The sequence below is a fragment of the Hydrogenophaga sp. genome, from assembly GCF_011772445.1.
Taxonomy (GTDB): Bacteria; Pseudomonadota; Gammaproteobacteria; order Burkholderiales; family Burkholderiaceae_C; genus Hydrogenophaga.
Genome location: NZ_WVZN01000011.1, coordinates 10374 through 22809, shown reverse-complemented (window position 1 = coordinate 22809; position 12436 = coordinate 10374). Strand labels below are relative to the sequence as shown.

Annotated in this window: 14 protein-coding genes; all 14 read left to right on the top strand. The window is 67.1% G+C overall.

What is annotated here, in order from left to right:
* The first annotated feature begins 4 nt into the window (after nt 1-4).
* Nucleotides 5-955, top strand: a complete 951-nt coding sequence (gene fabD / locus GTO19_RS04690) for an ACP S-malonyltransferase (protein ID WP_291022288.1) — start codon at nt 5-7, stop codon at nt 953-955.
* Between the two features lie 14 nt (nt 956-969).
* The gene (gene fabG / locus GTO19_RS04685) at nt 970-1731 is read left to right on the top strand and encodes a 3-oxoacyl-ACP reductase FabG (protein WP_291022286.1); all 762 of its coding nucleotides are present in this window, start codon (nt 970-972) and stop codon (nt 1729-1731) included.
* A gap of 74 nt (nt 1732-1805) precedes the next feature.
* A complete protein-coding gene (acpP, locus tag GTO19_RS04680) occupies nt 1806-2045 on the top strand; it encodes an acyl carrier protein (RefSeq protein ID WP_009518793.1) in 240 nt (79 codons plus the stop codon).
* 7 nt (nt 2046-2052) lie between these two features.
* The gene (gene fabF / locus GTO19_RS04675) at nt 2053-3297 is read left to right on the top strand and encodes a beta-ketoacyl-ACP synthase II (protein ID WP_291022282.1); all 1245 of its coding nucleotides are present in this window, start codon (nt 2053-2055) and stop codon (nt 3295-3297) included.
* A 13-nt stretch (nt 3298-3310) separates the two neighbouring features.
* Nucleotides 3311-3751, top strand: coding sequence for a hypothetical protein (locus GTO19_RS04670; RefSeq protein ID WP_291022280.1), 441 nt, complete (start codon nt 3311-3313; stop codon nt 3749-3751).
* Between the two features lie 55 nt (nt 3752-3806).
* Complete coding sequence (gene rpoE, locus GTO19_RS04665) at nt 3807-4448, top strand: RNA polymerase sigma factor RpoE (RefSeq protein ID WP_291022278.1); 642 nt, start codon at nt 3807-3809, stop codon at nt 4446-4448.
* A 27-nt stretch (nt 4449-4475) separates the two neighbouring features.
* The gene (locus GTO19_RS04660; RefSeq protein WP_291022276.1) at nt 4476-5135 is read left to right on the top strand and encodes a sigma-E factor negative regulatory protein; all 660 of its coding nucleotides are present in this window, start codon (nt 4476-4478) and stop codon (nt 5133-5135) included.
* Between the two features lie 11 nt (nt 5136-5146).
* On the top strand, nt 5147-6214 hold the full coding sequence (locus GTO19_RS04655) for a MucB/RseB C-terminal domain-containing protein (RefSeq protein WP_291022274.1): 1068 nt from the start codon (nt 5147-5149) through the stop codon (nt 6212-6214).
* Nucleotides 6215-6237: 23 nt separating this feature from the next.
* Nucleotides 6238-7728 (top strand): Do family serine endopeptidase, encoded by a 1491-nt coding sequence (locus GTO19_RS04650; RefSeq protein ID WP_291022272.1) that lies wholly within the window; start codon nt 6238-6240, stop codon nt 7726-7728.
* Between the two features lie 530 nt (nt 7729-8258).
* On the top strand, nt 8259-10067 hold the full coding sequence (gene lepA / locus GTO19_RS04645) for a translation elongation factor 4 (RefSeq protein ID WP_291022270.1): 1809 nt from the start codon (nt 8259-8261) through the stop codon (nt 10065-10067).
* On the top strand, nt 10067-11044 hold the full coding sequence (gene lepB / locus GTO19_RS04640; protein ID WP_291022267.1) for a signal peptidase I: 978 nt from the start codon (nt 10067-10069) through the stop codon (nt 11042-11044). The genes lepA and lepB overlap by 1 nt, the downstream gene beginning before the upstream one ends.
* 25 nt (nt 11045-11069) lie before the next feature.
* Nucleotides 11070-11417, top strand: coding sequence for a DUF4845 domain-containing protein (locus tag GTO19_RS04635; protein WP_291022265.1), 348 nt, complete (start codon nt 11070-11072; stop codon nt 11415-11417).
* Nucleotides 11418-11436: 19 nt separating this feature from the next.
* Nucleotides 11437-12135 carry a ribonuclease III gene (gene rnc, locus GTO19_RS04630; RefSeq protein WP_291022263.1) on the top strand — a complete coding sequence of 233 codons (699 nt, stop codon included), beginning with the start codon at nt 11437-11439 and terminating at the stop codon, nt 12133-12135.
* Nucleotides 12132-12436 (top strand): GTPase (locus tag GTO19_RS04625; RefSeq protein ID WP_291022261.1); only part of this gene is annotated, 305 nt, incomplete at its 3' end. The genes rnc and GTO19_RS04625, both read left to right, overlap by 4 nt.

The window sequence follows — 12436 nt, the reverse complement described above, 5'->3', positions numbered from 1 at the left end:
AAGAATGAAACCGTTCGCTTTTGTTTTCCCCGGACAGGGTTCGCAGTCCGTGGGCATGCTCGATGCCTGGGGCGATCACCCTGTCGTCGCCGACACCTTGCGCGAGGCTTCCGAGGCCCTGGGCGAAGACCTCGGCCGGCTCATCCACGAAGGCCCCAAGGAGACCCTGGGCCTGACCACCAACACCCAGCCCGTGATGCTGGTGGCGGGTGTGGCCGCCTGGCGCGTGTGGCGAGCCGAGGGCGGCGAGTCGCCCACGGCGGTGGCGGGCCACTCGCTGGGCGAGTACAGCGCGCTGGTCGCCGCCGATGTGCTCACGCTGGCCGACGCCGCGCCCTTGGTGCGCTTCCGCGCAGCGGCCATGCAGGAAGCCGTACCCGTCGGCGCGGGCGCGATGGCCGCCATCCTGGGCATGGACGCCGAGCGCGTGAAGGCCGGGTGCGCCGAGGCGCAGGCCACGTTCGGCGCCGGCAGTGCCGAGGTGGTCGAGGCGGTGAACTTCAATGACCCCGCGCAGACCGTGATCGCCGGCAGCAAGGCCGCCGTCGAGAAGGCCTGCGAGGTGCTCAAGGCGAATGGCGCCAAGCGCGCGCTGCCCTTGCCCGTGTCGGCGCCGTTCCACTCCAGCCTCATGAGGCCGGCGGCCGAGCGCCTGCGCGAGAAGTTGGCCGGAATCGCGCTGGCCGCGCCGCGCATTCCCTTGATCAACAACATCGACGTGTCGGTCGAGTCCGACGCCGACCGCATCCGCGACGCGCTCTACCGCCAGGCCTTCGGGCCGGTGCGCTGGGTGGAGTGCGTGCAGGCCATGCGCGCGCGCGACATCAACACCATCGTCGAGTGCGGCCCCGGCAAGGTACTGGCCGGCATGACCAAACGCATCGACGCCAACATCCAGGGCGCGGCCCTGTACGACCCGGCCACCCTGGCCGAGGTGAAGGCCCTGCTGGCCTGAACGAGGAGAACCACATGACGGACGTGAAATTCGCGGGCCAGGTGGCCCTGGTCACCGGCGCGTCTCGCGGCATCGGTGCAGCCATCGCGCACGAACTCGCCCAGCAGGGCCTCACTGTGATCGGCACCGCCACCAGCGCCGATGGCGCGGCGAAGATCGACGCGGCGCTCAAGGCCGTCGACGCTGCCGGCGCCGGCAGCCGCGGCGCGGTGCTCGACGTCAACGACGCCAAGGCCGCCGAAGCGCTCATCGACGAGGTCATCAAGGCGCACGGCGCCCTGCATGTCCTCGTCAACAACGCGGGCATCACACGCGACATGCTCGCCATGCGCCTGAAGGACGAGGATTGGGATGCCGTGCTCGACACCAACCTCAAGGCCGTGTTCCGGCTCAGCCGTGCCGTCATGCGCCCCATGATGAAGCAGCGCTACGGCCGCATCATCAGCATCACCAGCGTGGTGGGCGCCTCGGGCAACGCGGGGCAGGCCAACTACGCGGCCGCCAAGGCCGGTCTGGCCGGCATGACCCGCGCGCTGGCGCGGGAACTGGGCAGCCGCAACATCACGGTGAACTGCGTCGCGCCGGGCTTCATCGAAACCGACATGACCGCCTCCCTGCCCGAGGAACAGCAGAAAGCGCTGCTGTCGCAGATCCCGCTGGGACACCTGGGCAAGCCCTCGGACATCGCCCACGCCGTGGCCTTCGTGGCCAGCCCGCGCGCCGCCTACATCACCGGCCAGGAACTGCACGTCAATGGCGGCATGTTCATGGCCTGATCTCCCCCGGGGCTGCGGCCCCGTCCCCCGGCTAAAATGCCGCCCTGCATTCCAACCCACCCTTTGAGGGACCTATGAGCGATATCGAAGCACGCGTCAAGAAAATCATTGCCGAACAACTCGGCGTGGAAGAAGGTCAGGTCAGCAGCGAAAAAGCCTTCGTGGCCGACCTGGGCGCCGACTCGCTGGACACGGTGGAACTCGTGATGGCCCTCGAAGACGAGTTCGGCATCGAGATCCCCGACGAAGAAGCCGAAAAGATCACCACGGTGCAGCACGCCATCGACTACGCGCTGAAGCACCAGAAAGCCTGATCGCCCCATGAGCCGTCGTCGCGTTGTCGTGACCGGCCTGGGTTGCATCAGCCCCGTGGGCAACACGGTGGCCGACGCCTGGGCCAACCTCCTGGCCGGGCGTTCCGGCATCTCCACGATCACCCGGTTCGACCCGTCGAACTTTGCGTGCCGCATCGCGGGAGAGGTCAAAGATTTCCAGCTGGAGTCCTACATGAGCGCCAAGGAGGCGCGCACGATGGACACCTTCATCCACTTCGGCATTGCCGCGGCGCACCAGGCCGTGGTCGATTCCGGCCTGCCCACGGGTGAGGCGCTGGATGAGGAGATGGCCACGCGCATCGGCTGCATCATCGGCTCGGGCATCGGCGGCCTGCCGCTGATCGAGGAAACCCACACCGAACTGACCAACCGCGGCCCGCGCCGCATCTCGCCGTTCTTCGTGCCGGCCTCGATCATCAACATGATCTCGGGCCATGTGTCGATGCGCTTCGGCTTCAAGGGCCCGAACATCGCCATCGTGACGGCCTGCACCACCGGCCTGCACAGCATCGGCGAAGCGGCCCGCAAGATCGAGTACGGCGACGCCGACGTGATGGTGGCGGGTGGCTCCGAGGCCACGGTGTCGCCGCTGGGCGTCGGTGGCTTCGCCGCGATGCGCGCCCTGTCGACCCGCAACGACGATCCCGCGGCGGCGTCCCGTCCCTGGGACAAGGACCGCGATGGCTTCGTGCTTGGCGAAGGCGCGGGCGTCATGGTGCTCGAGGAGTACGAGCACGCCAAGGCGCGCGGCGCGAAGATCTACGCCGAGGTGGCAGGCTACGGCATGAGCGCCGACGCCGGCCACATGACCGCGCCCAACATGGATGGCCCCCGCCGCGCGATGCTCAACGCCCTGCGCAACGCTGGCGTCAACACCGACGAGGTGGACTACCTCAACGCGCACGGCACGTCCACGCCCCTGGGCGACATCAACGAGTCGAACGCCATCAAGGCAGCGCTGGGTGACCACGCCAAGCGCATGGTGGTCAGCTCCACCAAGTCCATGACCGGGCACCTGCTCGGCGGCGCCGGCGGCATCGAAAGTGTCTTCACCGTGCTGGCCATCCAGCACCAGCAGATCCCGCCGACGATCAACCTCGTCAACCAGGATCCCGAGTGCGACCTCGACTACTGCGCCAACACCGCGCGTGACCGGGAAGTGAACGTTGCCGTGAAGAACAACTTCGGCTTCGGCGGCACCAACGGCACCCTGGTGTTCAAGCGGGTCTGATCACTTGAGTGGTTTGCGCGACGCCCCATCGGTTTCCTATCCGGTGGGGCGCTCCCGTTTCTGGGCCACGGTGCTGACGGCCTTGGCGCTGGCTGTGGTGTTGACCGGCGCCTGGATGGCCTCGACGGTGCCACCCGAAGCCTGGCTCCCGCTGGCCGGGGCTGGACTGGCGTGGATGGCCTGGGCGGCGCGCAGCGAACGCCAGCAGCCCACGGGCCTGCTGCGGTTCAGCGGGTCGACGGGGCGGGGCGGTACCTGGCGCTGGGCACTGGACGGCACGGACGAAGGCCTGGCGCTTCAGGCGGTGGAGGCTGCGGTGGATCTGCAGAACCGCATGCTGCTGCGCCTGAAAGGATCGTCCGGCGTACCCGCCTGGGTCTGGGTGGAGCGCGTGGACGCACCCGTCGATTGGCTCGCGTTGCGCCGCGCGGTGACATCCGATCGGCCCGGCTGAGTCCGCTTCCAGCCGCCCCGAACGCGACAGGGGCATGGGGTATAGTCCCGCGCGCATGACAACGGAAGACCACACCGCTCCGCCGCCGCCCGACAGCGACGTCATGCTGGTGCAACGCACCCTGGCCGGCGAACGCCGCGCCTATGACCTGCTGGTCGTCAAGTACCAGCGCCGCGTCGAGCGCCTCATCGGCCGCATGGTGCGCGATTCCGACCTGGTCCAGGACATCGCCCAGGAAACCTTCATCCGGGCCTACCGGGCCCTCGCCCAGTTCCGCGGCGACGCCCAGTTCTACACCTGGCTGTACCGGATCGCGGTAAATACCGCCAAGAAGCAGCTGATGGAGTTGAAGCGCGACCCGCTGGTCTTCCAGTCGCAGCTCAAGGGAGCCGAAGACGATGAAACTTCCGCCCCGGAGCGCGAACTAAACGCCAACATAGCCGACACCGAGACGCCCGAGGCGGTGCTGGCGAGCAAGGAAATCGCCAACGCGGTCAATGCCGCGATGGAGGCCTTGCCCGAGGAATTGCGCATGGCCATTACCCTGCGCGAGATCGAAGGCCTGAGTTACGAAGAGATCGCCCAAGCACTGGAATGCCCCATTGGCACCGTGCGTTCCCGCATCTTCCGGGCGCGCGAAGCCATTTCCACCCGCATCAAGCCCTTGCTCGACCGCCAGTCGGGCAAGCGCTGGTGAGTGGTCAGTCACGCAGAGGTTGCCCCGATGAACCAGTTCACTTCCCCCGATCCGGCCCTCCAGGGCGCCGACCAGGTGTCGGCCCTGTGTGATGGGCGCCTGGACACGCACGAACTCGACGCCCTGTTCGCGCGCTGTCGCGAGAGCGACGAACCCCTGGCTCAGTGGCATGGCTACCAGCTCATCGGCGAGGTGCTGCGTGGCGAGGGTTCGGCGCTGCCGGCCCGCGCCCCCCGGGATTTCCTGGCCGAGTTGAACCAGCGGCTCGACGCTGAGCACCAGCCTGCCACCGACGCCTTGGCGGTGCCGGTTCGCGCCGTGCGCGGGCCCGCCGCGAACGACGCCTTGTTCCGCTGGAAGATGGTGTCGGGCCTGGCCAGCGTGGTGGCCGTGGCCGCTGTCGGCTGGACCGTGCTGGCGGGTGCGCCCAGCGGTAGCCAGGGGCCGGTGGTTGCCCAGGAGCGCGCGGTCGCGCCGGCCGCCACCCTTGCGGAGGCGCAGCCCGCCGCCCCCGTGAGCGCCGTGCCCACCCGGCCGGTGGTGGTGTCCACCTCGCAAGGCAAGCTGATCCGCGACCCGGCGCTCGAGCGCCTGCTGTCCCAGCATCGCCAGCACGGCGGCATGTCGGCGTTCCAGTCCTCGACCGGCTTCATCCGCAACGCCACCTACGATTCAGACGCCCGCTGATGGCCGCGCCCATGACGACCGCCCACCCCACCATCGCGCATTTCGAGGCTCGCCACATCCGCGCGCCGCGATTGCGCCGACTGGGTGCCGCTCTCATTGTCTGGGCCTGTGCCGGCGGCTGGAGCGCGTCGGCGCTGGCCCAGGGGGCGGTGTCGCCTGGGGTGGCTCCGGCGCGCAGCGTGACCGAATGGCTTGCGCGCATGCACGAGGCGTCCCGCCAGCGCTCCTACATCGGCACGCTGGTCGTCAGTTCCGGCAGCGCCATGTCCGCCTCCAAGATCTGGCACGTGTGCGACGGCTCGCAGCAAATGGAGCGCGTGGAGACGCTTACCGGCGTGCCGCGCACCACCATCCGCCGCAACAGCGAGGTCATCACCTTCGAGCCCGAAACGCGCACGGCCATGGTCGAGAAGCGCGAGTCGCTCGGCGTGTTCCCCGACATGCTGCGCACGCCCACGAGCGCCATCGCCCAGTTCTACGGGGCCCGCGAGGTGGGCGCCCAGCGCGTGGCGGGGCACATGGCCGACATGGTGGAGATCGTGCCGCGCGACGAATGGCGCTTCGGCTACCGGATCTGGTCGGAGAAGAAGTCCGGCCTGATCGTGAAACTGCAGACGCTGGGCGCGCAAGGCCAGGTGCTGGAGCAGGTGGCCTTCTCCGAGTTGCAGCTCGATGCGCCGGTGAGCATGGACAAGCTCACGCGCCTGATGAAGGACACGCGGGGTTATGAGGTCGTCAAACCCGCACTGCGCAAAACCACGCCGCAGGCCGAGGGTTGGCAACTGAAAGAGCCGATTCCGGGCTTCAGCGCCATGAGCTGCCACACGCGCGAGGTGGCGGGCGGCTCCGTGCCGCCGGGGCAGGCGCCCATGCAATGGGTGTTTTCCGATGGCCTGGCATCGGTGTCGCTGTTTGTCGAACCTTACGACGCGCAGCGCCACGGGAGCGAAGAGCAGGTGGCCATGGGTGCCACGCATTCCGTGAGCCGCCGCGTGGGCGACCATTGGGTGACGGCGCTGGGCGAGGTGCCTGCCTCGACGCTGCGGCGTTTTGCCGATGCCCTTGAACGGATCCGATGAAGCCTGACCAAAGGAAGTTGCCGATGTCCGCCGTCCGATTCCGCCCCTCTCTGCAAGTCCTGGCGCTGGCCGCCGCGTTCGGCGTCGCCGCATCGGGCGCCGCGCTGGTGACCACCCCCGCCTTCGCACAGGCCGCGCCGGCCACCAATGCGCGTGGCTTGCCAGACTTCACCGACCTCGTCGACCTCGTCGGCCCGTCGGTGGTCAATATCCGCACGCTTGAGCGCGCGTCGGCGCGTGGTGGCGCTGAGGGCGGCCCTGACGAGGAGATGCTGGAGTTCTTTCGCCGTTTCGGCATCCCCATTCCGCCGGGCGTCGTGCCGCGCGGCCCGCGTCAGGGCCCGCCGTCCGACGAGGCACGCCCGCGCGGCGTGGGCTCGGGTTTCGTGCTGAGCGCCGATGGTTTCGTCATGACGAATGCCCACGTGGTGGACGGCGCCGACGAGGTGATCGTGACGCTCACGGACAAGCGCGAGTTCAAGGCCCGTATCGTGGGCGCAGACACGCGCACCGACGTGGCGGTGGTCAAGATCGAAGCCACCGGTCTTGTGCCCGTCAAAGTGGGCGACATCAACCGCCTGCGCGTGGGCGAATGGGTGATGGCCATCGGCTCGCCCTTCGGCCTGGAGAACACCGTCACCGCCGGCATCGTGAGCGCCAAGCAGCGCGACACGGGCGACTACCTGCCTTTCATTCAGACCGACGTGGCCATCAATCCAGGCAATTCGGGCGGGCCGCTGATCAACATGCGCGGCGAAGTGGTGGGCATCAACAGCCAGATCTACTCGCGCTCCGGAGGCTTCCAGGGCATCTCCTTCGCGATTCCCATCGACGAGGCCGTGCGCGTGTCCAACGAGCTGCGCGCCAGCGGTCGCGTCACGCGCGGCCGCATCGGCGTGCGCATCGACCAGGTCAGCAAAGAGGTGGCCGAGTCGCTGGGCATGGCGCAACCGAAAGGCGCGCTGGTGCGCGGTGTCGAACCCGATTCGCCGGCGGCCAAGGCCGGCGTGGAGCCGGGGGACATCATTCTCAAATTCGACGGCAAGGAAATCGACAAGTCGGTCGATCTGCCGCGCCTGGTGGGCAACACCAAACCCGGCACGCGCAGCGCCATGACGGTGCTGCGCCGAGGCAGCCAGCGCGACCTCAACGTGGTGGTGGCCGAGCTCGAGCCCGAGCGTCCCGAAGCCCGCGCGGCGGCACCCGAACCCACGCCCGTGCCCAGCAGCAACGCGGTCCAGTCGCTGGGGCTGACGCTGGCCGAACTCAGCGCCGACGAGGCCAAGGCACTCAAGGTCCGTGGCGGCGTGCGCGTCATGGGCGTCACCGGGCCCGCCACGCGCGCCGGCCTGCGCGAGGGCGACGTCATCGTGGCGGTGGCCAATACCGAGGTGTCGTCGGTGAAAGACGTGGAAGCGGCGCTCGCGCGGCTGGAGAAAAACAAGCCCGTGAACCTTCTGCTGCGCCGGGGCGAGTGGGCGCAATACGCGGTGGTGCGCCCGCAGGCCCGGTGAATGCTCGTGGAGCAGCGGCTTTTGGGTGATCGGGGCCAATAACCCCGGCCCCCGCTGGGCATCTGCGCCGTTTGTCGCCAGGTGTTTCGGGGGCGCCACGGGCTGCCAAGAGCGGCTGACCGGTCGGTTGGCCAAAAAGTTAGTATGCACCAACGTGAATCCACGGACTGATGACTGGATTCGATAAAATCGCACACCTTGTCCACAGATTGGGATGGCTCCCTGGCCTGCAAATTCACGATGCGGGAGCCCCCGAGGCCTTGTCCCAGTCTGATCCACAGCCCTTGCACAGCTTGTACCCAGAGCCTGTGAATAAGCTGTAAACAACTGCCCTGTTGCGGCCCGGCGACAGGGCTTGGAAGCTCGGTGGCGGCTGTCTGCGGGGGGCTTTTTGCCTACAATGAAACCCCAACTATCGCAGTTGCCATTGATTGTTGGTTACGGGCGCGTCAGCAGCTGACGCGCCCTTTTTTATGGTCGCGCGCCTTGGCCCGGCGCACGCAGAACATGGTCCCTGGCTTGGTCCTCTGATGAACCACATACGCAATTTCTCGATCATCGCGCACATCGATCATGGCAAATCGACGCTTGCGGATCGCATCATTTCCCGCTGTGGCGGTCTCTCCGATCGCGAGATGAGCGAGCAGGTACTCGACTCCATGGACATAGAGAAGGAGCGAGGCATCACCATCAAGGCGCAGACCGCTGCGCTGCAGTACAAGGCCCGCGACGGCCGCGTCTACAACCTCAACCTGATCGACACGCCGGGCCACGTCGACTTCTCATATGAAGTCTCCCGCTCCTTGTCGGCCTGTGAAGGTGCCTTGCTCGTGGTGGACGCGAGCCAGGGCGTGGAGGCCCAGACGGTGGCCAATTGCTACACCGCGCTCGACCTGGGCGTGGAGGTGCTGCCGGTCCTCAACAAGATGGACCTGCCCAACGCCGATCCCGAGAACGCCAAGAGCGAGATCGAGGACGTGATCGGCATCGACGCCAGCGACGCCATTCCCTGCTCGGCCAAGACCGGCATGGGCGTTGAGGAGATCCTCGAGGCGGTGATCGCCAAGGTGCCACCGCCGCGCGGCAACCCCGACGCACCGCTTCGCGCCATGATCATCGACAGCTGGTACGACGCCTATGTCGGCGTGGTGATGCTGGTGCGCGTGGTGGACGGCCGGCTGCTGAAGGGCGAGCGCTTCAAGCTCATGGCCACCAACGCGGCCTACAACGCCGACAACCTGGGCGTGTTCACGCCAGCCACCCAGCCCCGCGAATCGCTGGAGGCGGGGGAGGTGGGCTACATCATTGCGGGCATCAAGGAGCTGGCGGCCGCCAAGGTGGGCGACACCGTCACGCTGGAAAAGAAGCTGCCCAACAACGCCGGCCCTGCAGAGCAGCCGCTGCCGGGGTTCAAGGAGGTGCAGCCGCAGGTGTTTGCCGGCCTGTACCCCACCGAGGCCAACCAGTACGACGCCCTGCGCGACGCGCTCGAAAAGCTCAAGCTCAACGACGCCTCGCTGCACTACGAGCCGGAGACCTCGCAGGCGCTGGGCTTCGGCTTCCGCTGCGGCTTCCTGGGCCTGCTGCACATGGAGATCGTGCAGGAGCGGCTGGAGCGCGAGTTCGACCTGGACCTGATCACCACCGCGCCCAGCGTGGTGTACCAGGTGGTCAAGGGCGACGGCGAGGTGCTCATGGTGGAGAACCCGTCCAAGATGCCCGACGCCGGCCGCATCGAGGAGATCCGTGAGCCCATCGTCACGGTTCACCTGTATATGCCGCAGGAGTACGTGGGCCCGGTGATGACCCTGGCCAACCAGAAGCGCGGGGTGCAGATCAACATGGCCTACCACGGCAAGCAGGTCATGCTGACCTACGAGCTGCCGCTTGGCGAGATCGTGCTGGACTTCTTCGACAAGCTCAAATCCGTCAGCCGCGGTTACGCGAGCATGGACTACGAGTTCAAGGAGTACCGCGCCTCCGACGTGGTCAAGGTCGACATCCTGCTCAACGGCGAGAAGGTCGACGCCCTGTCCATCATCGTGCACCGCAGCCAGTCGCAGTACCGCGGCCGTGCGGTGGCGGCCAAGATGCGCGAGATCATCAGCCGCCAGATGTTCGACGTGGCCATCCAGGCGGCCATCGGTGGCAACGTGATCGCTCGCGAAACCGTCAAGGCGCTGCGCAAGAACGTGCTGGCAAAATGCTACGGTGGTGACATCACCCGCAAACGCAAACTGCTCGAAAAACAGAAAGCTGGCAAGAAGCGCATGAAACAGATCGGCTCCGTCGAAGTGCCCCAGGAGGCTTTCCTGGCAATCCTGCAGGTGCAAGACTGATGAAGTCCGCGATGGGTGCGGTCACGGGGGTGATCCTCGCGGCGTTCGGGCTCTATGCCGTGGCCTGGTATTCGGGCACGGTCGAGGGCAATTTCTCCCTTCTGCTGATGCTGGCGACGCTGGTCACCGGCATCTACTGGGTCATCGACAAGCTGGTGTTCCTGCCGCAGCGCCGCCGCGTGGCCGACCACCTGGTGCGGGAGCACCAGCAGCGCAAGGAAGCCCTCGCCAAGCAGGGCTTCAGCCAGATCGAAGGCGACATCGAACCGGCCCGGCAGCGGGCGCTGGCCCAACCCTGGTGGCTGGACTGGACGGCGGGCCTGTTCCCCGTGATCCTGGCCGTCTTCGTGCTGCGCTCCTTTCTGTTCGAGCCGTTCAAGATCCCCTCCGGTTCCATGATCCCGACCCTGCGCGTGGGCGACCTGATCCTGGTGAACAAGTACCACTACGGTATTCGATTGCCCGTGTTCAACACCAAGGTCTGGGACAACCATGCGCCGCAGCGCGGCGACGTGATCGTCTTCCGCTACCCGCCCAAACCCAGCCTGGATTACATCAAGCGCGTGGTCGGCCTGCCGGGCGACGAGGTGGCCTATCTGAACAAGCAGCTCACGGTCAACGGCCAGCCTGTGCCGCGGGTGGCGCAGCCCGATTTCTTCGACAAGGACTCGATGCGCTACGCCAAGCAATGGCAAGAGAGCCTGGGCGGCAAGCACTACAACATCCTCAACGAGGACACGCGCCCGGCGTTTGTCGAAGGCGTCACGCAATTCCCGTTCGCCGACGCCTGCCGCTACAGCGTGGAAGGCATGGTCTGCAAGGTGCCGGCCGGACACTACTTCATGATGGGCGACAATCGCGACAATTCGCTCGACTCGCGGTATTGGGGTTTCGTGCCCGAAGCGAATATCGTCGGCAAGGCCTTTTTCGTCTGGATGAATTTCGGCGATTTCGGTCGCATCGGCTCGTTCGAGTGACGACGGGCGCTCTGGAGGAACACGCATGAAGCTGAAGCGGCAACAACGGGGCCTGACCTTCGTCGGCCTGATCATTGTCGGTACCCTGCTGGCGCTGGCGGGCATCGTGGCGGCGCAGGTGTTTCCCACTTACCTCGAGTACATGGCCGTGCAGAAGGCGGTGCAAAAGGCTGCGGCAGGGGGCACGGTGGCCGAGGTGCGCAGCATCTTCGACAAGGCCGCCACCATCGACGACATCCGCACGATCAGTGGCAAGGACCTCACGGTCGGCAAGCAGGGCGATCGCGTCGTCGTGTCCTTCGACTACAGCCGCGAGATCCATCTGGCCGGCCCGGGCTGGCTGGTGATGAAGTACAAGGGCAGCTCGCAATGAGCATGGCCCGCTTGATGGCTTGAACCCCGACCTCACCGCGCTGCAGGGCCGCCTGCAGCACCGCTTTGCCAATCCCCGCCTGCTGGAGCGGGCGCTGACCCACCGCAGCTTCGGCGCGGATCACAACGAGCGTCTTGAATTCCTCGGCGACTCCGTGCTCAACCTGGCCGTCTCCGGCCTCTTGTTCGAGAAGCTGAACGCCTTGCCCGAGGGCGATCTCTCGCGCGTGCGCGCCAACCTGGTCAAGCAGGACACCTTGTTCGAACTCGCCCAGGCGCTGGGCCTGTCGTCCGGCCTGCGGCTTGGCGACGGCGAAAAGCGTTCCGGGGGGCATAAACGTCCTTCCATCCTGGCCGACGCGCTCGAGGCGGTGATCGGTGCCGTCTACCTCGACGCCGGCTTCGAGACCGCCTCGCAGCTGGTGCGGCGCCTCTACAGCGGCGTCGAACTCAGCGCCAGCATGACGGCCCTGGGCAAAGACCCGAAAACCGAATTGCAGGAGTGGCTGCAGGGCCGCAAAATGAAGCTGCCTGTCTACCGCGTGGTGGCCACGCTGGGCGAGGCGCACAAGCAGACCTTTGACGTGGAATGCACCGTGCAGGAAACCGGCCACAGCGAGCGCGGCATCGGCGCCTCGAGGCGCGCGGGCGAGCAAGCCGCCGCCGCCGCCATGCTGCAACACCTGAGCGCGCCATCCGCCGACAAAGCCACCCCATGAGCCAGAAGACGCCCGCCCCGCCTCCCGCCGACGCCCATCTTGAGGCGATGCTGGCGCGCGCGCTCGGCAAACCTGGCGGGGCCGAGGCCGCCAGCGCGAGCGAGCCGCCGCGGCCCGAGGTGGCCGAGGCCGACAAGCGCTGCGGCTATGTGGCCATCGTGGGCAAGCCCAACGTCGGCAAGTCCACGCTGCTCAACGCGCTGGTGGGTCAGAAGGTCAGCATCACCTCGCGCAAGGCCCAGACCACGCGCCACCGCATCACGGGCATCCGGACCGAGGGTGCGTCCCAGTTCATCTTCGT

Bases quoted from the DNA above. Each gene is read 5' to 3' on its own strand.
- fabD (WP_291022288.1), top strand. From the start codon at position 5: ATGAAACCGTTCGCTTTTGTTTTCCCCGGACAGGGTTCGCAGTCCGTG.
- fabG (WP_291022286.1), top strand. From the start codon at position 970: ATGACGGACGTGAAATTCGCGGGCCAGGTGGCCCTGGTCACCGGCGCG.
- acpP (WP_009518793.1), top strand. From the start codon at position 1,806: ATGAGCGATATCGAAGCACGCGTCAAGAAAATCATTGCCGAACAACTC.
- fabF (WP_291022282.1), top strand. From the start codon at position 2,053: ATGAGCCGTCGTCGCGTTGTCGTGACCGGCCTGGGTTGCATCAGCCCC.
- rpoE (WP_291022278.1), top strand. From the start codon at position 3,807: ATGACAACGGAAGACCACACCGCTCCGCCGCCGCCCGACAGCGACGTC.
- GTO19_RS04660 (WP_291022276.1), top strand. From the start codon at position 4,476: ATGAACCAGTTCACTTCCCCCGATCCGGCCCTCCAGGGCGCCGACCAG.
- GTO19_RS04655 (WP_291022274.1), top strand. From the start codon at position 5,147: ATGACGACCGCCCACCCCACCATCGCGCATTTCGAGGCTCGCCACATC.
- GTO19_RS04650 (WP_291022272.1), top strand. From the start codon at position 6,238: ATGTCCGCCGTCCGATTCCGCCCCTCTCTGCAAGTCCTGGCGCTGGCC.
- lepA (WP_291022270.1), top strand. From the start codon at position 8,259: ATGAACCACATACGCAATTTCTCGATCATCGCGCACATCGATCATGGC.
- lepB (WP_291022267.1), top strand. From the start codon at position 10,067: ATGAAGTCCGCGATGGGTGCGGTCACGGGGGTGATCCTCGCGGCGTTC.
- GTO19_RS04635 (WP_291022265.1), top strand. From the start codon at position 11,070: ATGAAGCTGAAGCGGCAACAACGGGGCCTGACCTTCGTCGGCCTGATC.